Origin of the sequence: Saccharothrix deserti, from assembly GCF_009769385.1 — a bacterium.
Taxonomy (GTDB): domain Bacteria; phylum Actinomycetota; class Actinomycetes; order Mycobacteriales; family Pseudonocardiaceae; genus Actinosynnema; species Actinosynnema deserti.
The window spans coordinates 1-25832 of record NZ_ML775964.1 but is presented as its reverse complement, the minus strand read 5'-3'; the positions used below and the strand labels follow the sequence as shown (position 1 = coordinate 25832).

The 25832-nt window shown below is 67.6% G+C and carries 26 protein-coding genes and 1 pseudogene; 10 read left to right on the top strand and 17 right to left on the bottom strand.

Annotation, left to right across the window (positions count from 1 at the left end):
• Nucleotides 1-25 precede the first annotated feature (25 nt).
• The 13 genes from FM051_RS09975 to FM051_RS09920 form a co-directional block, all read right to left on the bottom strand.
• A complete protein-coding gene (locus tag FM051_RS09975) occupies nt 26-793 on the bottom strand; it encodes a hypothetical protein (RefSeq protein ID WP_158842649.1) in 768 nt (255 codons plus the stop codon).
• Between the two features lie 68 nt (nt 794-861).
• Complete coding sequence (locus FM051_RS09970; protein ID WP_158842648.1) at nt 862-2076, bottom strand: hypothetical protein; 1215 nt, start codon at nt 2074-2076, stop codon at nt 862-864.
• A 57-nt stretch (nt 2077-2133) separates the two neighbouring features.
• Nucleotides 2134-2295, bottom strand: coding sequence for a hypothetical protein (locus tag FM051_RS50430; protein WP_202918765.1), 162 nt, complete (start codon nt 2293-2295; stop codon nt 2134-2136).
• Between the two features lie 302 nt (nt 2296-2597).
• Nucleotides 2598-4886, bottom strand: coding sequence for a P-loop NTPase family protein (locus FM051_RS09965; RefSeq protein ID WP_158842647.1), 2289 nt, complete (start codon nt 4884-4886; stop codon nt 2598-2600).
• A 4-nt stretch (nt 4887-4890) separates the two neighbouring features.
• Nucleotides 4891-6006: a hypothetical protein gene (locus FM051_RS09960; RefSeq protein ID WP_158842646.1), complete on the bottom strand. Its 1116-nt coding sequence runs from the start codon at nt 6004-6006 to the stop codon at nt 4891-4893.
• Nucleotides 6003-6275: a hypothetical protein gene (locus tag FM051_RS09955; protein ID WP_158842645.1), complete on the bottom strand. Its 273-nt coding sequence runs from the start codon at nt 6273-6275 to the stop codon at nt 6003-6005. Before FM051_RS09955 ends, FM051_RS09960 begins: the two co-directional genes overlap by 4 nt.
• Nucleotides 6272-7231, bottom strand: a complete 960-nt coding sequence (locus tag FM051_RS09950; protein WP_158842644.1) for a hypothetical protein — start codon at nt 7229-7231, stop codon at nt 6272-6274. The genes FM051_RS09955 and FM051_RS09950 overlap by 4 nt, the downstream gene beginning before the upstream one ends.
• Before the next feature lie 98 nt (nt 7232-7329).
• Nucleotides 7330-7791 carry an NUDIX domain-containing protein gene (locus tag FM051_RS09945; protein ID WP_238412269.1) on the bottom strand — a complete coding sequence of 154 codons (462 nt, stop codon included), beginning with the start codon at nt 7789-7791 and terminating at the stop codon, nt 7330-7332.
• A 47-nt stretch (nt 7792-7838) separates the two neighbouring features.
• Nucleotides 7839-8237, bottom strand: a complete 399-nt coding sequence (locus tag FM051_RS09940; protein ID WP_158842643.1) for an RRQRL motif-containing zinc-binding protein — start codon at nt 8235-8237, stop codon at nt 7839-7841.
• Nucleotides 8198-8497, bottom strand: coding sequence for a hypothetical protein (locus FM051_RS09935; RefSeq protein ID WP_158842642.1), 300 nt, complete (start codon nt 8495-8497; stop codon nt 8198-8200). Before FM051_RS09935 ends, FM051_RS09940 begins: the two co-directional genes overlap by 40 nt.
• Nucleotides 8497-8931 carry a hypothetical protein gene (locus FM051_RS09930; protein WP_158842641.1) on the bottom strand — a complete coding sequence of 145 codons (435 nt, stop codon included), beginning with the start codon at nt 8929-8931 and terminating at the stop codon, nt 8497-8499. The genes FM051_RS09935 and FM051_RS09930 overlap by 1 nt, the downstream gene beginning before the upstream one ends.
• Nucleotides 8931-9398, bottom strand: a complete 468-nt coding sequence (locus FM051_RS09925; RefSeq protein ID WP_158842640.1) for a Pycsar system effector family protein — start codon at nt 9396-9398, stop codon at nt 8931-8933. The genes FM051_RS09930 and FM051_RS09925 overlap by 1 nt, the downstream gene beginning before the upstream one ends.
• Complete coding sequence (locus FM051_RS09920) at nt 9398-9751, bottom strand: hypothetical protein (protein WP_158842639.1); 354 nt, start codon at nt 9749-9751, stop codon at nt 9398-9400. The genes FM051_RS09925 and FM051_RS09920 overlap by 1 nt, the downstream gene beginning before the upstream one ends.
• Nucleotides 9752-9870: 119 nt before the next feature.
• Between FM051_RS09920 and FM051_RS09915 the strand changes: the two genes are divergently transcribed.
• The 4 genes from FM051_RS09915 to FM051_RS09900 all read left to right on the top strand — a co-directional run bounded on the left by FM051_RS09915 (nt 9871) and on the right by FM051_RS09900 (nt 14725).
• Entirely contained in the window at nt 9871-10227 is a 357-nt protein-coding gene (locus FM051_RS09915) for a GntR family transcriptional regulator (RefSeq protein ID WP_158842638.1), read from the top strand.
• A 402-nt stretch (nt 10228-10629) separates the two neighbouring features.
• Nucleotides 10630-11859: an NsdA family TPR-like regulatory protein gene (locus FM051_RS09910; RefSeq protein WP_158842637.1), complete on the top strand. Its 1230-nt coding sequence runs from the start codon at nt 10630-10632 to the stop codon at nt 11857-11859.
• A gap of 125 nt (nt 11860-11984) precedes the next feature.
• Nucleotides 11985-12188 (top strand): hypothetical protein, encoded by a 204-nt coding sequence (locus FM051_RS09905; protein ID WP_158842636.1) that lies wholly within the window; start codon nt 11985-11987, stop codon nt 12186-12188.
• 623 nt (nt 12189-12811) lie between these two features.
• Nucleotides 12812-14725, top strand: coding sequence for a hypothetical protein (locus tag FM051_RS09900; RefSeq protein WP_158842635.1), 1914 nt, complete (start codon nt 12812-12814; stop codon nt 14723-14725).
• Nucleotides 14726-15329: 604 nt separating this feature from the next.
• On the opposite strand, the gene FM051_RS09895 is transcribed toward FM051_RS09900, so the two are convergent.
• Complete coding sequence (locus FM051_RS09895) at nt 15330-16112, bottom strand: glycerophosphodiester phosphodiesterase (protein WP_158842634.1); 783 nt, start codon at nt 16110-16112, stop codon at nt 15330-15332.
• A 125-nt stretch (nt 16113-16237) separates the two neighbouring features.
• Here FM051_RS09895 and FM051_RS09890 point away from each other — a divergent pair, with 125 nt between their 5' ends.
• A complete protein-coding gene (locus tag FM051_RS09890; RefSeq protein WP_158842633.1) occupies nt 16238-17839 on the top strand; it encodes a prenyltransferase/squalene oxidase repeat-containing protein in 1602 nt (533 codons plus the stop codon).
• Nucleotides 17840-18034: 195 nt separating this feature from the next.
• On the opposite strand, the gene FM051_RS09885 is transcribed toward FM051_RS09890, so the two are convergent.
• Complete coding sequence (locus tag FM051_RS09885; RefSeq protein WP_158842632.1) at nt 18035-18451, bottom strand: winged helix-turn-helix transcriptional regulator; 417 nt, start codon at nt 18449-18451, stop codon at nt 18035-18037.
• Nucleotides 18452-18581: 130 nt separating this feature from the next.
• Here FM051_RS09885 and FM051_RS09880 point away from each other — a divergent pair, with 130 nt between their 5' ends.
• Complete coding sequence (locus FM051_RS09880) at nt 18582-19346, top strand: alpha/beta fold hydrolase (protein ID WP_158842631.1); 765 nt, start codon at nt 18582-18584, stop codon at nt 19344-19346.
• A gap of 80 nt (nt 19347-19426) precedes the next feature.
• A complete protein-coding gene (locus tag FM051_RS09875) occupies nt 19427-20794 on the top strand; it encodes an IS701 family transposase (protein ID WP_420803582.1) in 1368 nt (455 codons plus the stop codon).
• Nucleotides 20795-22157: 1363 nt separating this feature from the next.
• Here the strand turns inward: FM051_RS09875 and FM051_RS09870 are convergent.
• Entirely contained in the window at nt 22158-23327 is a 1170-nt protein-coding gene (locus FM051_RS09870; RefSeq protein WP_158842630.1) for a tyrosine-type recombinase/integrase, read from the bottom strand.
• 19 nt (nt 23328-23346) lie between these two features.
• A complete protein-coding gene (locus tag FM051_RS09865; protein ID WP_233825253.1) occupies nt 23347-23937 on the bottom strand; it encodes a hypothetical protein in 591 nt (196 codons plus the stop codon).
• An 80-nt stretch (nt 23938-24017) separates the two neighbouring features.
• Here FM051_RS09865 and FM051_RS53950 point away from each other — a divergent pair, with 80 nt between their 5' ends.
• From FM051_RS53950 to FM051_RS09850, 3 genes and pseudogenes are all read left to right on the top strand, one after another.
• Nucleotides 24018-24308 (top strand): helix-turn-helix domain-containing protein, encoded by a 291-nt coding sequence (locus tag FM051_RS53950; protein WP_420803581.1) that lies wholly within the window; start codon nt 24018-24020, stop codon nt 24306-24308.
• Nucleotides 24309-24554: 246 nt separating this feature from the next.
• Nucleotides 24555-25475, top strand: coding sequence for an AAA family ATPase (locus FM051_RS09855; protein ID WP_158842628.1), 921 nt, complete (start codon nt 24555-24557; stop codon nt 25473-25475).
• A gap of 79 nt (nt 25476-25554) precedes the next feature.
• A pseudogene (locus FM051_RS09850) lies at nt 25555-25832 on the top strand (IS1634 family transposase); the annotation flags it as partial.

Below are 25832 nucleotides of genomic sequence, written 5' to 3'. Positions count from 1 at the left end.
GGCGCGACCAGCCCTTAAGCGGGTGCTAGTCGAGTCGGATCACGGCGGCGGTGGCGTTGTCGCGGACTTCGTCGAGGTCGGCCAGGGGCACGGCCAGGGCGTTGTTGACCAGGGCTTCCGCCAGGGCCTGGGGGTCGTCGGTGTGGCGGCCGATCACGTCGGCGATGTCGAGGTTGTGCAGGGGCTTGTGGACGCCGTCGCTGGTGAGCAGTACGAGGGGTACGGCGGCGTCGCTGCTGCGTAGCGGGGTCCAGGCGATGGTGGAGACGGTGGCGTAGGCCAGTCCGTTCAGGACGTAGTCGTCCATGACGTCCATGGCGTCGGCGAACTGGGCCAGGTGCTTGCGGGCGGCGGTGGTAAGGCCGGGATTGGTGCGCATGTGGACGATGTGCGAGCGGACGGTTTGGGCCGCGGTCCAGCGGAACAGGCCCACGGTGGGCGACCAGGTCCAGACGGCGGCGTCGCCGACGTGGGCGACCTCGATGCGCCCGTCGGGTTCGACGCTGACGACGGCGGCGACGGCGTTGGGTGCGCCGGGGTAATCGGGCATGGTGTCGGCGGCGGCCATGATCCCGGCCTGTGCGCCGCGGTGGGCGGCGACGACGGCGGCGGTGTCGGCGGCCAGGCGCGCGGCGCGGCACACCTCCACGCTGCTGCCGATGCCGTCCACGACCGCCGCCCCGGTGCCGAGTGGGATGGCGGAGACGGCGACGGCGTCGGCGTTGCGGGTGCGTTCGCCGATGTCGGTGGCGGTGCCGACGGTGATCGTGCGCGGGGTGTTGTTGCTACTCAAGGGTTTCTCTCCTGAATGGTCGGCACGGCGGGTCACGTCCCCGCCGTGAGCAGCGAATGAGGGGCTGGTCAGACGCGGTAGCCGTTGATCCGGGCGATGCGGCCGTTGACCATGTCGATCTGCAACCCTCCGCCGGGTGCGGCGGGGATGTTGTGCTGCCGCATCAGGTCCCGTGCCTGTGCGGTGACGGCGTCGGCTTCGGCGGCGGCGCGTTGTGCCTGCGACATGGCGTGCCGGTGGGCCGATGCGGCCGTGTCGTCGTGCTGGTGGTGCGAGTGGTCGCGGTTGTCCTGCGTGTCGCTGCCGGTGTTGATGTTGGCCGTGCCCCGGACGTTGTAGGTCACGTCCCCGTCGTCACCAGCGCCGGAACCGCCGTGGTGTCGCCGGTCGCCGCCGAAGCTGAACCCGACCTGGGAGTCCACCCGGTCGTTCCCGCCGGCCACGTTGTAGGTGCTGCGGCCGGTCCCGTCGGTGCTGTTACGGGTGGTGTGCCGGTCGGGCGTGTCCTGGTGGGTGTTGCGTGCCTGGTCGGCGGCACGGTGTGCCCTGGCGACGGCGTCCCGGACGTGCTCGGGCAGGTCCGCCGGTTCGGTCACGTCCCTGTCGTCACCTGCGGTGAATCGGAAACTGGTTGATCCATGGGTGACGTCGTGTTGGCTGCCGACGTGTGCGCCGGTGTGGGCGATGTTGGTGTTGTGCAAGGTGAATCCCTCGTGCTGGCGGGCGTTCTTGTCCTTTGTGGATGACGCGGTCGTGGTGTCGTCGGTGGTCGGCGGAGGGGTCACGTCCCCGTCGTGACCTGCGGTGGTGGATCGGTCGGCGGCGTGGTCCTGACCCTCGTGGTGGTGGCCGGTGACGATGGTGCGGGAGCCGACGACCACGCCCGCCTGAATGTCCACGTATGCTCCGGGCCCGGCGATGTTGGTGCTGTGCAAGGTGAATCCACTTCCCCGGTTGCCGCTCGTGTCCGGTGTGGATGGTGCGGTCGTGGTGTCGTCCGGCGTGGTCTGCGGGGTCACGTCCCCGTCGTGACCTGCGGTGGTGGACGGGTCGGCGGCGTGGTCCTGGTCCTCGTGGTGGTGCTGGTTCACGGCGTTGTCCTTGGCTTGCCGGTGGGCGGTGCGGGCGGTGTCCAGGCGGTCGCGTGCGGCGTCGATCTCGGTCGGGTTGCCGATCTGCTTGGCTTCCCGCAGGGCGCGGCGGGCGCGGGAGACGGCTTGGCGGGTGTTCTGTGTGGACCGTCCGCCGGCGTTGGGGCAGCGGCGGCCCCCTGCTCTGCACATGTCACGTCCCCTTGCTGTGCTGGGGTTTCCGGCCGGTGGTGTGTCGCATGTGGCCGGTCACCGGCCGCGCCGGGCGGCGGCGCAGGCGGGGCAGATGGTGTAGCCGGACAGCGTCGGGAACCAGACGCGGTCGCTGTCGGGGATGGTCCGGCCGCACCGGGTCTTGACGCGGCCGTCCCACCACGAGCGGGTGCCGATGTGCGCGACGGGCTTGGCCATGACGAACCTCTTTCGTGACTGTGTGTGACGATGTGTGGGTGTGCGGGGGTGGCGCGCGGGCGGTGATGCGGGGTGCCGGCGCGGCGGTGTCGAACGTGGTGTGGGACCCGGTGCGGGGTGCCCGTCGGGGCTGTGGAGGCGGTTTCCGCTGGTGCCCGGGGCAGGGGTCCCAGGGTCCCGTAACGGCGGTTTGTGCTGGTGATCGTGCGGGACCCCCTCACGGGACCCCCGGCGGGACAAGTCCCGTGGATCGGGTGGGGTCCCGTGAGGGGTCCCGCGCGTGTCCGCGGGGCGCGAAGGGCCTACTCCGCGGTGTCGTCGTGGTCGTCGGGCAGCTCGCCGTTGTCACGGCGAGTGATGGCGGTCCGGACGTCGTCGGCCTTGATGACCTTGTTGCTGCTCTTGACGACGGGGATGTGCCAGCGGCGCAGTTCCTCCGCCAGGCGTTCGGCGTTCCAGGTCTCGTAGACGGCGGGGTTGTCCTCGATCAGGCGGGCCAGGACCACGGTGGTGCGGGTGCGGGCCTCGTCGCGCATGGCGTGTTCGATGTCGGCCAGGTGGTCGACGGGGGCGGCGGGTTCGGTGGTGTCGGTGGCGGGGTCGACGGTGCGGCCGTAGCGGGCCATGATCTTCATGGCGCGGTCGATGACGCCGTATGCCTCCTTGGTGGACACGTAGTGGGTGCGGGTGATGACGAACGCCTGACCTGCGGGGATGTCCTCGACTTCGCCGGTGGCCACGACGGTTCCGGCGTCGGCTCCGGCGCGCAGGTCCTGCGGGCGTGCCCCGCGGTCCACGGCGTCGGCCAGGATCATGCGGGCGGTGTTCTCGTTGGGCACGTGCAGCGCGCACCGCACGTGCGCGCCCTCACGGACACGGCCGGGAAGGGTGCGGTCGTCGGGTCGCTGGGTGGCCTGGTGCAGGTGGATGTTCACCGCGCGGGCCTGGTCGTGCAGGCGCTTGGCGGCCTTGACCGCGCGGGCGTCGGCCTTGGTGCCGCCGACGGGGTGCTCCGCGCCGTAGAGCACCTGGCACTCGTCGACGTAGCCGTAGATCGGGTGGAAGCCGGAGCCCTTGCGGCGGGAGATCTCGCGGGTGATCGGCCCGACGATGCCCTGGTCGGATTTGGCCTGGTAGCGGCGTTCCATCTCCTCCACCAGGGCTTCGAGCATCTCGCAGGTGGCTTCGGCGTCCTCCGGGGTGGAGCCTTCGATGTAGGTGGCGGCGCGGGGGATGAACATCTTCCAGTCCCCGTCGCCCTTGAGGTCGGCCACGTGCAACTCGACGGTCGGGTCCAGCGCCACGCCCAGCGCGGTCAACCGCATCACGGTGGACTTGCCCTGCTTGGACGTCGCGCCGGTCAGCCAGTGCTTCTGCAGCATGCCCACGCCGATCTGCTCCTGGCGCATGGTCACGCCGAACGGGAGCCGGTCGCGGAAGACGTCGAACTCGCCGTCGTCCAGCAGCGGCCACGGCGGGGCGGGCTTGTCCATCGTGCCCTTGTCCGCGATCCACAGGTCCAGCACGCGGGCGTCGGCGGCGGGGTCGCGCTGGGGCCACACCTCGTGCTTGTGCCGCCCGAGGTTGCCGGCCAGCAGCTCGGCCTTCCTGCTGTCGAGCAGTTCGGCCGCGATCACGCCCAGCGGGAGTTTGATCTGGGTGTAGGTGCCGCCGCCCTGCTCGCGCGGCTGGGTCAGGTACTCCAGCTGCCCGCCCTGCTTGAGGAACGCCGTCAGGGCGGTGACCTTGACGTGCGCGAGTGCCCTGGTGATCAGGTCCGGGGTGATCTCGGAGTCCATCTCCGCCCGCTCCTGCTCGCTGATCAGCCAGCGCGGCACCATCGCCGACCGGCGCCCTTCCCGCCACGCCGCGACCAACAGGGCCGGGGCCGCACCCCACACCAGCAGCTGCACCACGACGGTGGCCAGCACGCCGACCACGCCCGCGATGTCGCCCAACATGGCCCACCAGGTGCCCCAGTCCCACCCGCCGGGGGTGAGCTGGATGACCACGCCGCAGATCAGCAGCACACCGGCCAGCACCGTCACCGCGAACATCAACGCCTTCAGACCGGCCCACAGGGTGCCGGGCAGGGCACGCATCCGCTCCGCGCGCCCGTTCTTGAGCATGTTCAACCGCTCGGTCCACTCCGCCAGCGCGACGGAGTCCCCGGCGAGCTGGGCAAGCCGGACCTGCTCGCGCACGTGCCCGTAGGTCATGGCCTGCGCCGCGCGGCGGGTCCACGAGACGTGGCCCTGCGCCACCGTCCACCCCGCCCGTGCCGCGACCCGCGCGCCCTTGGCGGCCCTGCCCGCCGTCGGGTTGGCGCGCACCACGCGCACCAACTCCCCCGCCCGCTCCCGCACCGACTGTGCGGCAAGGCGGCGGTCCAGCTCCGCGGACTCCTCGTCGGTCAGCAGCTCCCCGACGACGGCGGCGTCCGGCTCCAGCCCGGTACCCGACGCCGCCGGGGCGGCCTCGGCTGGCCCGGCGGCGGCGCGCACGGCGTCGGCGTGGCGCACCGGCAGCGCGAACACCTTGGCGTCCTCCCGGTCGTCGTGCTCGTCGTGGTCGTGGGCGGTGGTGCTCATCGGGTCACCTCGTCTCGGGTCGGGTCTGTCGGGTGGGGTCGGTCAGGGCGTTGCGCAGTTCGCGGGCGTACTCGCTGCCGCAGCGCAGGTGCGCGCGGATGGCGCTGGCCGACGCGGTGGGCGGCAGGTCACCGGCCGCGATGGCGGCACGCAGTCGGGGCAGCAGCGCGGCGGCCCGCGCGGACAGTTCTGCCTGAACGATCGGGGTGTCAGGGGTGCCGGTGGCGATCACCGGGACCGGACCGGTCGGGCTGTCGGTGCCGCCGTCGGCGGGGTGCACCGACGGCGGACGGGCCGGGGTGGACCGGCCGGCGGGCGTGGTGTCGGCGCGGGTGCCGGCGGTGTGGTCCAGGCGCGCGAAGCCGTCCCAGATGATCGGCAGGACGGTGACCGCGCCGACCGCCACCAGAGGGCCGATGGCGTGAGCCAGCAGGGTCATCGGCGCGAAGTCCACGGCGACGACCGGCAGGTAGGGCCAGACGTTCAGCGTCAGCGTCACGCCGAGTGCGCCGAACTCCACGCGGGTCAGGTGCGGGTGGCGCAGGGCGCGGCCCCTGGTGGTCAGGAACGCCTTCGCCCCGACCACCACCAGCAGGACGGCGGAGATGACCGGCTCCACCGCCCACGCGCCCCACCACGCCGCGCCACGCCCGGTCATGCCCATGGTCAGGGTGTGGTGCACCCCGGTGGTGGACCACCCCAGCGCGCCGACCAACGCCACCAGGGCGACGACGGTGAGCACCAGGCGCACGCGCGCGGCCTGCCACGCCCGCGCCATCGGGTTCTGCCCCAGGGTGTGCAGACGCGCGGCCTCGTGCGAGCGCTTGAGCGCCTTGCGCACCCGCTTGGTGTCCACCAGCAGCGGCGCGGTGTCACCCTGCAACGCCAACAGCCTGTGTGCCTCGGCCACCTCGGCGGACAGCCGCTGCACCCGCCGGGTCTCCCCGGCCGCCGGGCCCTCGTCGTCGGCCGGGTCCTCGTCGTGGTCGACGGACGCGGGCACGGTCTGGTCGGGGATGGCGGGCGCGGCGGCGGCGACGTAACGCTCCAGCTCCGCCACGGCGGCGGCGAACGGGTCGGACTCGTCGGGACCGGGCAGGGGCAGGGTGGTCGTGCTCATCGGGTCACCTCCAGTCGGCGGGCGGAACGGGGGAACAGCAGTCCGGCGCGGTGGCCGGTGCGGGTTGCGGCGCGGCGGATCAGCACCGCCAGCACCAGGGCGGGCACACCGACCACCACCAGCACGGCGGTCGGGTCCTCGGTCTGGGTGATCACGACCCACTGCGCAAGGCCGATCAGCCCGGCGGTGGCCAGCAGCTTCCACAGCACGACCACCGCGACCAGGGCCAGCACGCCGACCAGCAGCAGCAAGGGAGTGGGGATGGTCATCGGGCACCCCCGCACAGCAACGGCGTGGCGGTGACCGTGGCCTGCCCCAGCACCATGCACCGCAGGTCGATGTCCTGCGGCACCACGGGCGGCTGCCCCAACAGGGCGGCACCGACCGCGACGAGGAACACCCGGTTGACCGCGTCGGAACCCTTCTTGAATCGGGGTGCCTGGTAGAGCAGGTAGGCGGCGTTCCACCACGCCGTCCAGTCCCCGTAGTCGGCGGTGGCCAACACGGTCATCGCCTCGGTGAAGAGCATCCGGCGCGCCCAGGCGTCGGCCGTGACCGCGTACAGCAGCTCACCACCGGTCTCCACCCGTGCGGTGCCCTGCCGCGCCGTGACCCGCTCCGCCAACTCCACGGCGACACGTCGGGCGGCAGCGCGGCGCACGAGCGCGTTGCCCCGCACGATGCCGCCACGGACCGGCAGCGCGACCCGGTTGAGCAACGTGTCGACGAAGGGCACTTCGACGTCGAACCGCCGCAGCGCGGCCTCCCCGTAGGCAGCCAGAATCCGGCTGGCCGGGGTCTCCTCACCGCCGACGAACGTCCGGGTGGTCGCGTCCCACCGCGACCCGCGTCGGAACCGGCCCACCACGCCCAACCGGTCGTAGTTCGGGCCGCCCTGCTCCAACGTCACCGCAAACCGCTCCGCCGACGGACGCCCGGCGGCGTCGTAACGGGCGTCCTCGGCAACGGCGGCCACCGCGCGCCGCCACCGCACCACGGCGTCGTAGGCGGTGGTCAACGTCGCCACGCGCCCGGCGATGGTCAGCCCTGCCAGGCCGGGGGCCACGTGGGCGTGGATCTGCCGCGCGGCGCGGGCCTGTTCGTCGGCAAACGCGCGCACCTGCGGTTCGTCGGCGGTGCCGCGCAACGCCAGGTGCGGCGTGGGGAAGTTCGCGGCGGTGAAGTCCGGGGTGGTCGTCTGGTGTTGCGGTGTCCTCTCGGACATGCTTGATCTCTCCTGACCCGCACCCACGGGTGCGGCGTTGGGGTGGACCGGACCGGCGGCGTTCTCTTGCCGGAGTGGGGCCGCCGGTCCGGGCGAAATCAGTGCACGAGGGTGATGCCGTTCTGCATGAGCAGGTCCACGGCGTCGGTGACGATCTGGTCGTGGTCGAACGCCAACGGCCCGAAGTCCTCGGCCAGCACGTCGGCAACCGGCCACCAGCGGGCCTGTCGGGCGTCGTCACCACCGACGGCGTCCGGCAGGTGGTCCAGCACCGCCGCGAACGCCACCGACACGACACGGCCGCGCGGGTCGCGGTTCGGGGCGTCGTAGATGCCCACCTGCTCGAACTGCTCCGGTTCACCGACGCCGGTCTCCTCGGCCAGCTCCCGCACGGCGGCGGTGGCGAAGGTCTCGTGCGGGTCGACGTAGCCACCGGGCAGCGCCCATCGACCCGCGAACGGGGCGTGACCGCGCTCGATCAGCAGCACCCGCCACGTCCCGGCGGTGTCCGGGGCGAACAGGACCATGTCGGTGGTGATGGAGGCGTTGTTGTCCTTCACAGCAGTGATCTCCTCAGAAGTGTTGGTGCGCAAGGGAAACAGAGTGGTCAGGCGGCGTGGCGGTACTGCGTGTACCGGCGCGAGCGGCGGGCGCGGTTGGCCTTGTCCAGCGCGGCCCACCGGGCTGGGGTCATCGGCCGCACGGGCTTGGCGGCGCTGACCAGGTAGAGGCTCGCGAAGTTGCGCCGACCGGACGCGCGGTGCTTCACGTAGAGCACCGCGACCGGATCGGCCCCACCGGGCCGCAACCCCCGTGCCCGCAACTGCCGGCGGGTGGCCAACTTCTCGCGCGGGGCGCGGCCCCAGGTCAGCAGCGGCAACCCGTCCACCGTGCCGCGGGTGAGCACCGTGCCGGTGGCCCAGGGCACCGACTCCACCCACACCCACGGGAACCGCTTGCCCGCCATCACGACGTCCCGGCGCAGTCCGGACACGGACCCGCCCACGGCAGCCCGTCCCCGACTCGCCCGTCTGTTTCGAGCACGAAGCCGCACCGCGCCCGCAACCGGGCACCCAACGCCGCACGCAGCAACCCGAACCGGGTGACGGTGTGCTCGTAGGACTTCACCGGCACCGACGGGTCACGCCGACCGATCGTGTCCGCGACCCCGCCGAACCCCGCCTCACGCAGCAGATCCCGAACCCGCTCCCGCTCCGCCGCACCGGACGCCGCGTGGAACATCTCCCGCAACCGGTAGAGGTTCATCACGCCACCGCCGGTGACTCGACCAGGCGCAGCACATCGGCCACGGCCACGTGCACAGGGCCGGTGTCGCAGTCCAGGGCGACGCCCAGCATCGCGGCGGCCTGCCCGATGTGGTCGCCTGTCAGGTGGTCCCAGGCCTCCACCCGCGCCGACCCCGCCGGAGTGGCGACCTCACCCACCGCCACCACCTGCACATACTCGCCGTACGGCTTGAGCGCGATGTGGTCGAAACCCAGCGCCACGGCGGCCCGAGCCACCGCACCCAGGGGCGCGGCACACGACCCCGAGGGGCGGGGATTCATCTGCAACGACACCACCGCGCCCGTGTCGAACTTCGGCAGCTCACGCAGGTCCACGGCGTACACGTCCAGCACGTCGGCGTGCTCCACCAGCACCACGGCGGCCACCGCCGCCGCACCCGCCAGGACACCCATCACGCCACCGCCACCAGGGTCAACGCGACCGCGACCAGCAGCAGCGACACCACCAGGGCATCCACCGCCGACCGCACCCGCCGGTACTTCGTGCGCGCCAGTACCGCCAGCCGCACCGCGTCCACCGCCCGCGCCACCTCCCCCGGCTGGTCGGCCAACGCGGCCAACACCTCCGACGGACGCTCAGCGAACCGGGCCAGGAACGGAAACCCGTAGTCGTCACGCCGGCCGAACCGCGGACGCACCACCGACAACAGCAACAGCACCGCGACCAGCGCCGGAGCCGCCGCCAACCACAGGAACACCTCCGCGACCAGCGGCAACGACCGCGTCGTCAACGCGACCAGACCGGCCAGGACACCACCGAACAGCGGCAGCAACATCCCCGCCTTCGCATCGGCCCGCGCGATCTGCGCCGCCACATCGGCGTGCGCCCACTCCACCCGCACCGCAACCTCGTCGCCCATCACGCGACCTGCTTCACAACCGCGGCGGCGCGGCGGCCGGCGGCGCGGCGCGCCTTGCGGCCCTTGGTCTTGCGCTTGCCGAACACCGGCGCGGGCAACGCCGTCGCCACGACCACCGGCAGCGGCTCCTCCTCCAACTCGGCCACCGCCTGGGCGACCGTGACGCCGTACTCCGGCGTGATGCCCTTCAACGCACGGGCCAGGATTCGCCGGTTCCGACGCTCCCGCGCCGAACCGTCCAACAGACCCGACGTCGGCTCAGCCGACGCCGCGATCTCCACCGACACCTGCGCGTCCAGCAGCGCAAGCGCCGTCGGGGTCAAGCTGTCCGGGTAGTGCTTCGTGGTGCTCATCAGATCCCCTATCGGTCAATCACCTTATGGCACCCTAAGGTGCCACATGTGCATGTAGGCGTCAAGCTTGCGTTTGTGGTGCCATAGAGCGCTAGGGCGTTTGGGCGTAGCCTGGAGAGGTGCCGATCAATCGACAGGACGCGCGGCCGCTAGGTGCGCAGATCGCAGATGACCTACGACGGCGGATCATGACCGAAGCACAGGGCTTCGGAGTGGGAAAGAAGATCCCGTCGCTTCGTGCGCTAGCTGACGAGTACGGCGTTGCTGAGCTGACAGTGCATGCTGCGGTGAAGCAGCTCCAACATGAGGGTGTGCTTGAGTCCACCAGTGGGCGCGGCACCTTCGTCAGAGCGAAGCCGGCGGATGGAGAGCTAACGGCGGATGCGTCTGCCGTGCTTGCTGAACTGCGTGAGCTTCGCGACGAAGTCGCGGCCTTGCGGTCGCGCGTTGAAGCCGTCGAGCAAGCCACGCGTTGAGGTGTCCACCGTGCCGCCTACTTCGACAAGGCGGACCCGAATGCGCCTAGCGCGTCGATCACCGACCCGCACCACGACCACACCTGCTGTACGGCGTGTGCGGCACCGATCGGGTCACGAAGCATCAACACTACGAACGCGAGTCCGGTCAGGGTGGCGACTATCCGTCGGCCAGACCCGCCGTTCCCACCCATCATCGGCATCATCGTCTGCGTCTTGCGGCCCATGGTTTTCTCCTCGACTCGAATCGCTTGCTGTGGTCGTGTCTCAACCATCGGGCACCGTGCAGACGGTGAACAGGTGACGACATGGTGTCGCCGTCGCATCACCACCCGCATCACCAGAGGGCAGTGCCAGACTGGGACGGGAGTGTTCCCAGCAACCGGGCGATGGGAGTAGGGCGTGACTGACAGCCTTCCAGACTGGTCGCGACGGGTCCGCGCCGAGCGTGAAGCGCGAGGCTGGTCGCAGGCACAAGCGGTTCGCGCTCTTCGCGCCCACTCCAAGGAGTCACTCCCAAGCGACTCCAGCATGATCCGACGATGGAAGGCTTGGGAAGCGGGAGAGGTCAAGGAGCCGGACGAGTTCTACAAGCCCTTGATCGCCAAGACATTCGGCACCGTCACGCACGCGTTCTTCCCCAAGTCCGGTCGACGGCATGGTGGTGCCGAGATTCTTGCGGTTACCGGCATGGATACGCTGGACATTCTTAGTCGCCTACAGCGATCTGACGTCGATTCCGCGACGATGGACGCGTTGCGTATCACTGTCGACCGACTTTGCTCAGAATATGCATATATGCCGTCGGAGCAACTTGTACAGGAAGGGCGAACCTGGTTGCGGCGGGTTGCCGAACTGCAATCGGGACGGCTCACCTTTAGTCAGCATCGAGAAGTGCTCAGCCTTGCCGGGACACTTGCACTGCTGGTCGGATGTGTCGAATACGACATGGGAGACCGGCGCGCAGCTGAGGCAACTCGAAAAGCCGCACTGAATCTGGGGACAGAAGCCGACAATGCGGATGTAATGGGCTGGGCGCACGAGATGCGAGCGTGGTTCGGCCTGACGAGTGGCGACTTGAAAGGCGTCATCGCCGCAGCGGAAGCCGGAACGAGTGTTGCCGGACATCACAGCGTCGCCGTACAGCTTGCTGCACAGGAAGCTAAGGCATGGGCGCGCATCGGAGACAGACGACAAACCGAACTCGCTCTTGACCGAGGGCGACAGCTGCTCGAATCACTGCCGTACCCAGAGAACCTAGAAAATCACTTCATCGTTGATCCGTCAAAGTACGACTTCTATGTGATGGACTGCTATCGCAAACTTGGCGAACAGCGCATGGCAGAGACTCTTGCCAATGAGGTCATCCGGGCAAGTACAGACTTTGACGGAACGGAGCGCGCGCCTATGCGTATTGCGGAAGCACGGGTTACGCTCGGCGTAGTCGCCGCACGGAATGGAGACCTTGAAGGGGCGATCGGACAAGGGACGCTAGCGCTGGCGGGTGAACGTAAGTCCTTGCCGTCGTTGCGGATGGTCTCGCAGGATCTCGGCGCCGTGCTTGCGAGTGACTACGCGAACGAGGCGGCAGCGCGGGACTACCTCGACATGCTCAGGCGACTCACGGCTTGAGCGCTGTCCCACCCTGTCTCGCTCCTCGGTGAGGGCGCAGCGGCTGTACGCGTCTGGCAGGCCAGGCAGGTGCCCGCGGCTTCGATCGGCTCGTCGGGTGGCGGCGCGGGCTAGGCTGCTCGGTCATGGCGAGTCCGGCAGAGGTTGAGCGCAAGGTGCGGCAGCTCGACAACGACGTCCAGTCGGTCTACGAGATGTTGGCAACGATCGAGGCGACGCAGAAGCGCCAGGCCAACCGCTTGGCAGAGATCGCAACGACGCAGGCTGAGCACGGGACCAAGCTGGACGAGATTCTTCGGCTCCTGCGTGGCGGCCCAGCGGGCGAGTGAGGGAAGGTGTCGAGCCTGCCGGGGCTGGTCGCCGTCGTAGAACGCCGCACAGGGCGGCCTGAGAGCCACGCAGAGGCGACGAACCTACTTCGTCCATGTTGATGCCCGGCGGAAGCAGGTGTCGCCAGTCCCAGGACTGCCCTACTACCCCGCGCGGGGGTAGTAGGGCAGTCCTGTGGAGTGTGCGGGTTTGGCGGGTTTGAGTGCGGGTTTCAAACCCGCCGCCTCTGCCAAACCCGCACCCAAACCCGCAACCCATCAGCGCAGGTCAGAGCCCGCCTCGTCCGCCTCTTGCGGGTTTGCGGGTTTGTTTTCTGATCCTGAGAAGGGGAAGCAGTAGTAGTACATGGCCACGCCAGAGCAGGGATGTGCTTGCCAGGACTGGTCGCTGCCGCAGAACGGCTCTCAACGCGCCCTCAGCGTCCCGCAGACGGCCCGAACGCGGTCAGTCAAGTGGAGGGACACTGGCGAACCGGCAGGGGTGTGGGCTGGGTTCACTTGATGCCCGGACAAGCAGGGCCGTAGGGACGCGGTCGGAGGGATGTTGAGCCGTCACCCCGCGGAAGGGGGACGGGAGCAGTTCGGAGCGGTGGTGGTCCGCAGGGTGTAGCGGTTGTGGCGGTGTGATCGACATACGCGGTATGACCGAATCGGCACCCAAACCTGCTTCACCGCCCGTGATCGAGGATCTCAGTGACCGTGAGCGTGAGGTGGTCGAGGCGGCGCGGCGTGGTGTGTGGTTGACCTGTGCTCCTGGGGTGCAGGTCGAGGAGTTGGCCGGTAGCGACGACTCTTCACATGTGGTACGGGCGGAGTTGATCCGGGAGTTGCTGCTGGGGCGTCATGGTGAACTTGACCCTCGCGGCATTCGTCTGACTCGCGCTCGGATCGCGGGTGTTCTCGATCTGGATCACCTGCACACCAGCACGCCGTTGGCCCTAGTCGATTGCGTACTTGCCGCGCCGTTTACCGCGCGCCAGGCAAAGGTCGGGCCACTGAACTTCTCGGGCAGTCACCTCCCGACCTTGCACGCCGCCGGGCTCCGTGTCGACGGTGACTTGCTTTTGCGTGGCGTCACGGTGCGCGGCGGCGCGATACACCTACTCCGTGCCTGCATCAGCGGCGCACTCGCCTGCGAGAAGGCCGAGATCGTCAACGACACCGGCCCCGCCCTGACCGCCGACGGGCTCCGTGTCGACGGTGACGTGTTTCTGCGTGGCGTCACGGTGCGCGGCAGCGGCAAGGACGGCGCGGTACGCCTCCCCGGCGCCCGCAGCGGCCAACTCGCCTGCGAGAAGGCCGAGATCGTCAACGACACCGGCCCCGCCCTGGAAGCCGAAGGGCTCCGTGTCGACGGTGGTCTGTTTCTGCGTGGCGTCACGGTGCGCGGCAGCGGCGAGAACGGCGCGGTACGCCTACTCGATGCCCATATCAGCGGCACACTCGAGTACGGGAAGGCCGAGATCGTCAACGACACCGGCCCCGCCCTATACGCCGATAGGCTCCGTGTCGACGGTGACGTGTTTCTGAGTGGTGCCACGGTGCGCGGCAGCGGCGAGAACGGCGCGGTACGCCTCCCCGGTGCCCACATCAGCGGCGCACTCGCCTGCGGGAAGGCCGAGATCGTCAACGACACCGGCCCCGCCCTGACCGCCGACGGGCTCCGTGTCGACCGGACTCTATTTCTGAGTGGTGCCACGGTGTGCGGCAGCGGCGAGGACGGCGCGGTACGCCTCCCCGGTGCCCACATCAGCGGCCAACTCGCCTGTGTCGGCTTGCGGGTGAGCAACCCATCCGGGCTGTTATTGAACCTGTTGAAGGCGCGAGTGGACGACGGGATGATCCTGCCCGCGTCGGTGGTGTGCCCCGACGCGGGCCGCGGTGGTCGGTGTACGCATCCGGGCCGGGTCGATCTGGACGACTTCGCCTTCACCGCGTTGAGGCGGGTGGACTGGCGGCAGTGGCTACACCTCGTCGCGCACCACACCACCAGTTACCGTCCCCAGCCGTATCAGCAGTTGGCCGCGATCGAACGCGCCGCTGGTCACGACGGCAACGCCCGCCAGGTACTCATCGCCCAACAGGACGACCTGCGCCGCCGTACCCCCGCCGCCCTCGGCGGCCGGTGGGCCAGAGCGGTACACGGCCTGTGGGGACGGCTGGCCGGCTACGGCTACCGCACCCGCACCCTCGCGCTGGCCCTGCTGCTTGCCCTTGCCGCCGCCGGAGCCGCCGGATACATCGCAGGACAGGTACCCACCCGGCCCGGACACCACGCCGCCGAACGCGTCACTCCACCAGGCAGCCCCACCACCACAGCCACGACACAGTGCTCCACCATCGAACTGATCGGGCTCGGCCTCGACCGCGGCCTACCCCTGGGAGCCACCGGACTACGCGCCAAGTGCGACCTGGACACCGCCACCCGACGCGGCCAGACCATCACCTTCGCCATCTGGATCATCCAAGCCATGCTCTGGGGACTCATCACCCTTGCCGTAGCCGGATACACCAACCTCATCCGCAAAACCCCTTGATTACGCTGCGGCTCGGCCACAGGGCTGGTTACTTGATGACCTGACAAGTGCGCCGGCGAGCTTGCCCCGATGCATTGGGCACCGCCAGCCGCCTCGCGTTCAGAAATTTTTCTCGTCATCAAGGCGGCCCCTCCGGGGCCGCTGGCCGTTGATGCCAGGCCGACATCGAAGGACCGACGCCCCTGTGGTGCGGCGCGCCCAAAGCGGGCCTGGCGGCCCGCAGGCGCGCCACGCGAGGGAAGGACACCAAGAGCGCGGGCGATCGCGGCAACTCGGGTCGATGACGCGACCAGCACAGTCGCAGCCAGCACCCAGATCGCTGCGGTCGACAGGGGCAGCAGAACCAGTCTCAGCCGGCCGCCTGGCTCTCGCGGAGCGTCGCTTTTTCCTGCCCACAAACCCGAACGGCGCCCTTGGCCCCGGACGGTTGAACATCGAACTCAGATCATCCGTCAGGGCCTACGGGTCGGTGTCCCAGCCGGCGATGTCCTGAGCGGCCGCGGGTGTCACCATGCCAGGATAAACGTCCGATCAACCAGCCCGGTTCAAGATCTCGAAATGTAGTAACTGCAACGCCTAGCGGCGGCTCGACCCTAGCGTTAAGTCATTTCGTCTGGTCCTGGTGCAACCGTTCTGCGGTAGACGACAACAACGCTGGAGTGTCTGTACAAATCCCGTCTACACCCAGTGCGTATAGTCCTTCCACGACATCCGGCCGCTCCTCATGCCACGTTATGACTCCGAAACCTCGGGAGCGGACGCGTTTGAGCCAGCCGTCGGCGAGAAGCAGGTCCGGCCGAGGCTGGGCTTCCCAGCACGGGTGCACGAACGTTGCCGAAACTGCTTCCGCCAACTGCACCGGCTCTTCAAGAGTCGATCCGAACAGCACGGCGCGAGGGATATCAGGTGCCACGTCCGCGCACAACGCGATCAGATCCGATCGCGGTGACGCGAGAACTGCACTATGCGCCATTTCTTCGGATTCGAGGAGTTCGACGAGACGCTCGGCGGACCTCGTGGTCAGCGACTTGACGTCAATGTACAAGCCGAGACCAGCCTTTTTCGCGGAACTTACCACGCCCTCTACGGTCGGAATTCCCAGTTTGTCGAGAGCATGTCGATGATGGGATTCCGGAGCGTCGAACAGCCAGCTGCGGTGGCCATTGGTGCGTATTACCGGATCGTGGCAGGCCACTAAACGGTCATCGCCCGTCACGTGCACGTCGAATTCGACGAGATGCGCTCCTTGCGCGGCGACGGCGGCCAGGTCGGCGTCACCATACTTTTCAGAAGCATCCGCCCCACGATGCGCAATGCGGAGAACCTCATCGGGTCGCCGTTGCGCTGAACGGTGTAACGATGGCAGCCGGTCGGAGGTAGGGGTCATGTGCGCAGAACTCCAAGTCTTCCGCGAAGATCACAATACTTCTATCTTGTGTACCCGCTGTACCCGCCCTGTCACACCTGGCCGCTGCAGCGGTACGGGGTGCTCCACGATGGGATGACCAGGACATGCCGCCCGTTGTCGCGACCGGACTGATCTCAGTCCCCGTGCCTGGCGCTTGGCGCCGTCTGACGCTGATCGCTAACACCAACTCGCTCGCCGAGTTGGCGGAAGAGCAAGTGGTCGGCAGGCTGGAGGAGTTGGGCATACCAAGACATCATTACGGCCTCGCCCGTGCCGTGCAGAGCTGGAAACGCGCTCTGGTGCCTCCAGACGTAGCCTTGGCGCTGTGGCTATTGCGCGAGTGCCTCCCAGCGGCGGACGCATGGTCACGCCGCTTTGGCATGCGGGCGGAGGACACTGGTGCCGCGATCCGGTACATCCAACTCAGCCTTGCAGCTGGCGAGTCCAGCGACACGGATCCGATACTGCTTGACGCGGCGAAATGGCTGGTCTCCACCCAACTGGCGGACGGCAGCATCCCGGCGAACCTCGGCTTCGGCTTTGGAGAGGCGGGTACGACCGCGCGTGTCTTGCGGCTGCTCAATCGCCTCGATGAGCCGTCGCTCGACCCTGCCCTCCAAGGTATGTACCGGTACTTGACGGAGCACGCGCTGCGATTACCGAACGGCGTGGGCTGGGCCTACTCGAAAGTTGAACGGACTGTGGTCACCGGTGCGACCAGCCACGTCGTGCTGGCGTTGCTCGAAAACCACTCCAGTGATCCGCTTATAGTCGAAGCCGTCCGCTTCCTGCTGGCGGTGCAAGATCCTTCGGGTGGCTGGTCGGAAGTTCCAGGTTTCCCTCCGACGATTCACAATACCTTCAACGTCGTCCGGGTGATCAAGGCGGCCAAGCGCAGCGGTCTGGTGGAAGCCGCGGTCGCCGACGATGCGCTGGCGGCCGCTGTGAAGTGGTTCTCAGGTCGAATGCGGAACCAGCACAGGATCCGTGATATCGCCGAAACAGCATTTGCTCTCCGCCTGGCAGCGGAGCTGGATCTGCTGCATGTCAAGAAGGTGGAACTTGCCGCCCTTCGGCTGCTTCAGCGACGTCGCCACTGGCTCAACCAGAGCGCCGACCTCTATGCCGAAACGGAGATCGTCGCGCTGGCACTGTTAGAGTGTTCGAGGGCACTCGACGGGAGCGACCAGTTGTGCGCTTCTTGGACATGGCGATGGGCGCTACCGGCGTTACCGCCTCCGTTTCTCTCCAATGGCAACTATCTGCACGATCTACTCTACAGCGTGATGCGTACCCGCTGGTGGGTCAGAGCGGTGGACCGATTTGTGTCCACATCATTGGTTGAGCGATTCCTGGGACTTCTGCTCGGTACCATAGCTGCGCTGGGTATCGTGGACGACTATGTAACCAGTGTGTTCGTCGGCCTTCAAAAAGACGCGCGTGGCATCGTTACGATTTCGGTCATTACCTTACTATTGCTCACGTGGATTACCGTCAAAGTAAGTTGGAGTTCCTCCGTGCTGCGGGCACTGCGCAACAGTGTGGGGCCGCTAGGGGTCGCCGGATTGCTTACATGGATCTTCTATGCGCCTGCGCCATTTTTTCCACCCCTATTGGCTTTTATTGGCCTACGCTGGCTAATTATCGATATCGTGGCGTTCACGACAAACTCTAGTGGCTTGTTCGATCGTATGCTCTCGCGGTAATGGGACGGATTCCGCATCGTCGCGAACCGGCTGAGCGCCCGCTTTCGAACTGGGGCATACAGAAGGGGTTTGGTGTGGAAACGGGAACTCCTGGTAGATCGGACGGTGTCTATGCGCCGTTCCGCCAGGAGTTCCGTTGTGCTAGTACGGCAGCCCGGGATCGTTATGTAGGGGATCGGCGTCGATGTGGCGCTGTCAACATGGGTTCTTTCCTCGGTGGCTGTTGTCGTAGGCGTGGCGGGCCGTGGCGATGGAGGGGCCGGCGCGGCGGGCCCAGTCGGCCAGTGCTTCCAGGGGCTCGCGGATGTCTTCGATCAGTGCGGTGGTGGCGTACTCCACTCGGGGTGGTGCGTCGGGGTACACGGTGCGGGTGACCAGGCCGTTGCGTTCCAGGTTGCGCAGGCTCAGGGTCAGCATGCGGCGGCTGATGCCCTCGACCGCCCGTTCCAGTTGGGTGAATCGGCGAGGGCCATCGCCCAGTTCGACCAGGATCTGGGCGCTCCACTTGTCACCGATGAGGGCCAGCACCTCGCGGAGCGGGCATTCGGCGGCCGCGGGGGCGTCGGGGGATGCGGTGGCCTGGCCTGTTACCGCGGTGTTCCGTTGCGACAAGAAAGTGCCTCCTTCCCGGCTGTTCGATCTTGCTCCAGGATGGGTCCCGTTACAAGTCGTAACGTTCCTGGACAGGGGCCTGTGTGGTTCTGTCCAGGCGCACGGATTCCCCAATGGCAAGGAGCAGCGGGTGCCGATCGCACGCAGCAACGGTTTCAAGATCGCCTATGAGGTGTCCGGGGACGGGCCCCCGCTGGTCCTGCACCCGGGCATGTTCCAGATCGGCGCGCATTGGACCCGATCCGGCTACACACCGGTTCTGACGGCCACTCACACAGTGATCACTATCGATCCGCTGGGCCTGGGAGCCAGTGACACCCCACGGGATCCGGCGGCGTACGCGCTGGCGCGACGCGCCGACTGCGTCACCGCCGTGCTGGATGACATCGGCGCCGATCGGGTCGCGTTCTGGGGCTATTCGCTGGGAGCCCTGACCGGCTACGCGGTCGTCGTGCACGCGCCCCAGCGGCTCACTCGTTTGATCGCCGGCGCCTTCGATCCGATCGGCGGCTTCCGCTCTGCGATCGGGCCTACGCTCCGCAGCCTCAGCCTGCCCGCCGACACCGACCCCTACCAGCTGATCAAACAGGGAGCCGCCGCCGACTCCGCCCAGGCCGCTGTGATCGACGCCGGGGACCCCGGCGCCTTCCGTGCAAACTACGAGGCGTTCTCCCACGAGCCTGGCCCGCACGCCGGACTGGCCGCCTCTGGCGTCGCGATGCTGATGTATGCGGGCACGGCCGACCCTTGGCATGAGCCAATGCGAACCTTCGCCGAGCGAACCGGCGTGGGCTTCTTCTCCCTGCCTGACGCCGACCACCAGGGCGGCTGGGACAGGTCCGCTGATGTGCTACACCACGTCCTGCCGTTCCTGGCCGACGACCTCAACGGCTGAGATGAGCCCGGCACGGGACGCGGGGCTGGTCGGCGTGGCTACGAGCGTGGCGACGGCCACCGCGTGATCATGCACTGTTTGTGAGGACAGGTGAAGATCACGCGACGGCCGCTGAGGTCAGCGTAGGCGCCGATGGCTGGGAGGAGGAGTTCAACGCGGCATTCGCCCGGATCGCGGGCCGATTCTCACGGGTGGAGCCGCGCAAGCAGGCGCGGGCGTTCCTGCTCGGCCTGCTGTCGAATGTGGAGACCCGGTCGTGTTGGCAGCTGGCTGAGCAGGCCGGAGACCGCAGCCCGCACCGGATGCAGCGGTTGCTGGGCGAGGCACGCTGGGACGCCGATGCGATGCGTGATGACCTGCGCGGCTATGTCGCCGACGAGCTGGGCGACCAAAACGCGGTGCTGATCATCGACGACACCGGCGACCTGAAGAAGGGCACTCGCACCGTCGGGGTTCAACGCCAATACACCGGAACTGCGGGGCGAATCGAAAACAGCCAGGTGGCCGTGTTCCTGGCGTATGCCTCCCCTCGCGGGTATGCGCTGGTCGACCGGGAGGTCTACCTACCACGGTGTTGGGCCGAGGATACTGACCGGCGTGCCGCCGCCGGGGTGCCGCCCGAGATCCGGTTTGCCACCAAGACCACCCTCTCCCGGCGGATGCTCACCCGTGCCCTGGACGCCGGGCTACCGGCCCGATGGGCCACGGCGGATGAGTTCTACGGCGGCGAGGCCAGGCTGCGCCGCGATCTGCAGGCCCGGGACGTCGGGTACGTGCTCGCGGTCGCCAAAAGCCACCGGGCCACGCTCCCCAATAGCACCACCCAGCGCGCCGAGCAGGTCGCCGCCGGGCTGCCAAAACGAGCGTGGAACCGTTACAGCGCCGGCGACGGTTCAAAAGGACGCCGCGAATACGATTGGGCCTGGGTGCCCATCACCCCGCCAAACGAAGAGGGCGGTGGGCATCACTGGCTGCTGATCCGCCGTCGGATCGGTGACGGCGAACTGGCCTTCTACCGCTGCTGGTCACCACGGCCGGTTGGGCTTCCCACCCTGGTCCGCGTGGCCGGCAGCCGCTGGTCAATCGAGACCTGCTTCCAGACCGGCAAGGGCGCCGTCGGACTCGACCAGCACCAAGTGCGCCGCTGGAACTCCTGGTACCGCTACACCACACTGGCCATGTTCGCCCACACCATCCTGACCGTGATCACCGCCCGAGAACACACGCACCACCAGCCCGAGGACGGGTTGATCCCGCTGACCCTCCCCGAAACCCACCGCCTCTTCGCCAAACTGATCGCGACCACCGCCCACACCATCAGCCACTGGCTGGCCTGGTCACGATGGCGACGCCGACACCAAGCCCGCGCTCGACGAAGCCACTACCAGCGACGAGGCCACACGACCACCGGCCGACGCCTACATAACGATTCCAGGCTGCCGTACTAGGTGTTGAGGTGCGCACACTTGATCCCGTGTCAGGTGCGTCTGCGTGCCCGACTGGTTCACGAGCACGTAAGGATGGCTGCAGTAACGCCAAGAACTCCGCAGCGGTGCGGCCTGCCTGGCGCGTGACCTTCTGTCACGCGCCAGGCGACGTTCTACCGCTGAGGCGCAAGCCGCAGCGGGCCCACCTCGATGTCCATCGGAACGAACCAGAGCAACCCTGCCAACAGGGCGAACAGCACCACCAGGATGATGACCAGGCGCCACGTGCTAGGCCAGCTCGTCACAGCCCGGGTGACTAGTCCGGCTAGTCCCCCCTGTTGCTGCTCATCGCGGTTAGGTGACCTGTCGGCGCTCATGTCTTGTTCACCAGGACCGGTCGAACTGTGACCGGCGTCACCCACCATTTTGCCCCTTGTCGCTCGCTGCGCACTGGTGGGCGCTGCCTCCCCCTCCTGGGGATGGCGAACTGTCAAGGTCAGTACCTATGTTCATTGCTGCGGACAGTTCCTCTCGATGTCGAACGGAGGCGGTACGGCTACCAAGCTGGCAAGCATGACCAGCCATACCGCTTCCATGGGCGTTCATGAGCAGTGCGAACCGCGCGGTCCGGTCCTGGTGGCAGCCAGGGTCGGATCAACGAACGGGCGGCCCTTAGTGGGCCGCCCGTTCTGTTCGTACCGCTCGAAGCCTATGGGGCCGATCGTGCGCCTAACGACCCTCAGTCGACGACTGGTTTCTTTGGCGCGGTCGTGGGCGGAAAAGCGACCTGTCCAGGCGAAGATCACACCTACCGCGCATCGCAGCAGTAACCGCATTTATGCGGTTGCCAGCCTCCGCTCATCGTTCGCCGTATGCCGTTCGCCGCGACTGCAACCACGGGTCGCTCAAGTCATACGACGTTTGGGCCATCGTCCGCAGCTGCGCGACAGCGGCGCTCGGGTGTCCTCGGTTCACTTGATTCGCCGTCAGGTAGCACGCAAGGGTGGGCGTCGGTGGGGTGTTGTCGCGGCCGCGTACGCGGTAGAGTGGTCGCCGTTGTGCCTGCTAGGAGCCTGTCCACTGTGGATGATTCATGTGGTGGACTGAGTGACTAACTGGGTGACAAACGGTGCGCACCCGTGCGGACGTCGGTGGACGTCGGGGGATTGTTCGCGCTGGTCAAAGCCCTGTTCGACCGTGGTGGAAACCCGCTGGAAAGTGCCTGGGGGTCAAGGGGTCGCAGGTTCAAATCCTGTCGTCCCGACGGTCGAAGTACGGCGAAAGCCCAGGTCAGGGCCTTGGATCACTACGGTGAGACAAGGCCCTGATTCTGTTTGGGGGCGCGTCGTCTCACAATTTCTCACGAACGCTCGTACTGCTTGTTTCAGCCCAGGAGTTCACCGAGCTGGTCGGCCGCCTGGCGCAGGTGCTCGACGTTCGGGTGGATGTAGACCCGCTTGGTGAAGCTGAGGTCCGCGTGGCCCGCCCAGGCGCTCACGATCACGTCAGGCACACCCGAGGTCGCCAGGTAGGTCAGGCAGGCGTGCCGGGCGTCGTACGGCCGGACCTTCCGCACCTTGGCCTGGTCCATCAGCTTGTGGATCGCCCGCCGGAACCGGTCGGTCTTCCAGGCCGTGCCTAGCTCATCCACCAGCACGAACCCGGACCGCTCGTACAGCTCACCAGCCCTCATCGCCTCCGCGGCCTGCCTGGCCTTGAACGCCTTGAGCGCTGCGTGCAGGGGCGTGGGTAGAGGCAGCTTGCGCTTGCCCTTCTCCGACTTCGGTTCCTTCTCCTCCACCTCACCCTCGACCAGCGTGCGCGTCAGCTCGACCGACAACGTCCCGGCTTCGAGGTCAACAGCCGACCATCGCAGTCCGCAGACCTCGGCGGGCCGCATCCCGATCAGCGCCAAGAGCACAGGCGCGTGGAGGCGGTGGTCGCGGACCGCGGCGAGGAACTGTTTCACCTCCGTCTCACTCCAGGGCACTCTCTGGGTCGCCGCAGCCGCCGCCTTACGCCGCGCTTCGCGCGGGATCTGCGTGTACTGGGCGACGTTGCGGACCACCAGCTTGCGCCGCATCGCCACGTTCAACGCCGACCTGAACCGGCCGAGGGTGAGCTGTACGGACCTGACGCCGAGACCGCTGCCGACCTTGCCGCCGCGCTTCCGGCCGGAGGTGAGCATCCAGCTCACCAGGTCGTCCACGTCCTCCTCGGTGACGTCCTGAAGTCGCTTGCCGCCCAGTCGCTCCCGCACTGACAGCAGCGCGTCGGCGTAGTTGGCGGCGGTGGCCTTCTCGACGTCGACCGTCGTGGACTTCAACCAGGTGTCCAACCACTCGGACACGGTGGTCTTGTCCGGACCGACGAACGTCCCCTCGTCGGTCTGGTGCTTGACCTTGGCGTACTCGGCGCGGGCTTCCTTCTTGGTGCCGTAGGTCTTCGTCAATTGCCTACGCTTGCCGGTCGTCGGGTCCCGCCCGATGTCGATCACGAACCGGTACCTCGTCGTACCGTCCTTCAACTCGATCTTCTTGATCGGGTCCCCCACGAGCTTGCAGCTCCTTCGATCAGGCCCCCTCGGATGGGCCCAAGGGGGGCAGTAGTCCCATGTCGCGCGCCCTGCGGATGTACCTGGACACCTGGGTGCGGGAACGGTTCATGGCGGCAGCCACGGCGAGGCCGGGTGCCCTGTCTCCCGAGGCCACGGCCTCGTTGTAGATTTGCGCCGCCAGTCGTGCGTCGTGATCGGCTTGACCGCGGGTGCGTTGCTCGGCACTCGGAACCGGCTCAGCCTGACCGCGATCCACTGGCTGAACGCCAGGTGGAAGTGAAGCCAGCCAGCGCTCACGTACAGACGCTGGCACCGTTGCCTCGACCATCGCGGCACGCACTAGTTGGTCGATGAGGACCTGCCTCATCACCGACGTGGTGATCGGTGCCTTGACCTTCCCCCGCACGGTCGCCTCGATGACCACTGGGCGGCGGTCCGCGCCCACCATCACCTCGATCTGCATCGCCACTTCGGGCTCGCTGAGCACGAAGTTCGCCTGGAAGTGCGTCGGCACGGCGGTGTCGCGACCTGTTGACACGTACCCACCAGGCGTCAGTTCGTCGACCGACACCCATGCGATCTTGAAGTTCTTCGGTAGGCGAGGCACGGCAGAACGATACGCACCCCCTTCATGCTCCGTAGTCGGATGGTCACGACACACCGCCTTTCCGTGGCAGTGGTGAGTCAATGCCCTTGAAGCGTACCCTATTAGGTATGACAACCGGGGGGAAGACTCTGGCGGACTGTTCCGCCGAGCTTCGTACATGGATCCGGACCGGGAGGGCACGGCAGCTCCGTGTCGACGCCGGTCTCAGCCAGGCACTGGCCGCGCAGGACTGCGAGGTCACTGCGTCCACTGTGCACCGATGGGAGATGGGTGACCGACTGCCTCGCGGTCGCAACATTGCCGTGTACCACGGCTTCCTGGCTCGCCTCGTCGAGCGAGAGCAGCGGGGAGGCGAGCACGATGGCGAGTAGGCCGGAGCCGCAGAGGCCACCGACTCTGGCGGAGATCAAGGCGACGTGGCCACCGACGGTGGATGTGTCGACCGCGGCAACAGCGTTCGGGATCAGCCGCAGCAACGCTTACGAGCTGATCGCGCGCAGCGAGTTCCCTGCCAAGGTCGCCAGGTACGGCGGTCGGATGAAGGTGATCACAGAGTCGATCATTCGTGCACTGTCTGCGACGGACTGAAGCGATGACCACGTTCGGGGGGACAGGTCATGACTAGTGCCGACAATGAGTCACCAACGCGGCGCCTGCGGCTGAGAACGGCCCACGAGGTCGACATCACGCGGACGCGGTTCGTGTGGAACGGCTACCTACCTGTCGGCGAGGTCTCGCTACTGGTGGGCAAGCCAGGGCTGGGCAAGAGCACGGTCGTCGTGGACCTCGCCGCCAAGGTGACCACAGGGCAGCTCGACGGTGACCTCGACGGCGAGCCGCAGCGTGTCTTGTACTCCATCACCGAGGACTCGGAGTCCATGTTCAAGGCCCGGTTCATCGCTGCTGGTGGAGACTTGGACCGATTGCACCTGGTCGATGTCGTCTACGGCGATTCGACCGACGGCACGCCGCTGATCGTCAACCTCGACTTGGACGGGGTGCGCGAGGCGTTGGAGACCTGGAAGCCGGCACTGTTCGTGATGGACGCGCTCAACTCATCCTTGTCCGGACAGCTCAACGACAACTCCGTCGTCCGTCCACAGTTGGAGAGGTTGAGGTCGCTGGCCCAGTACACGGGCACGGCGGTCCTGTGTGTCGGTCACTTCCGGAAGTCGACCGCAGGTGTCGACCCGGTCGACGCCATCGGTGGTGCGGGTGCCTACAGCCAGGTCGTTCGGCACGCGCTGGCCTGCGCTGCGGAGGACGAGACGGTCCGCGTCCTGTCGGTCATCAAATCGAACGTCGTGTCGCTGACCGACGTCCGGTCGCTGGAGTACAGAACTGAGTCGGTGACGGTCTCCGCTGACGATGGAGGCGAGGCCGATGTAGGTCGGATTGTCTGGCTGGGAGAGTCGACCACCTCGGTTGTCGATCTCCTTCACCCGCGTTCCGCAGATGATGGCCTGAATCGGGTCGCCGGGCCGGAAGAGGTGCTGGTCAGGAAGCTGGTCCATAGCGGGAAACGCGAGATTGCCTAGTGGCACGCATTGCGCGTCAGCCGTGGGATGAACAGGGATTCATCGTGGGTGACTAGTCGGTGATGCTAGGTTGCTCGGCGTGTATGTGAAGGTGTCCTCTCGCAGGACCCGCGACGGGCGGCGGGTCCGTTACCTGCAACTGGCCCACAACGAGTGGGATCCCGAGCGCGGCATGTCCCGTACCAAGGTGCTGCACAACTTCGGTCGCGAAGACGAACTCGACCGCGACGCGGTCCGCCGCCTGGTCTCCTCCCTGGCCCGGCTGTTGCCGGCCGGGGACACCCTGGCTGCGACCGCACCGGCAGACTTGGCGTTCACAGGCTCGGTTCCGCTGGGTGGCGCATTCGCGCTGGACGG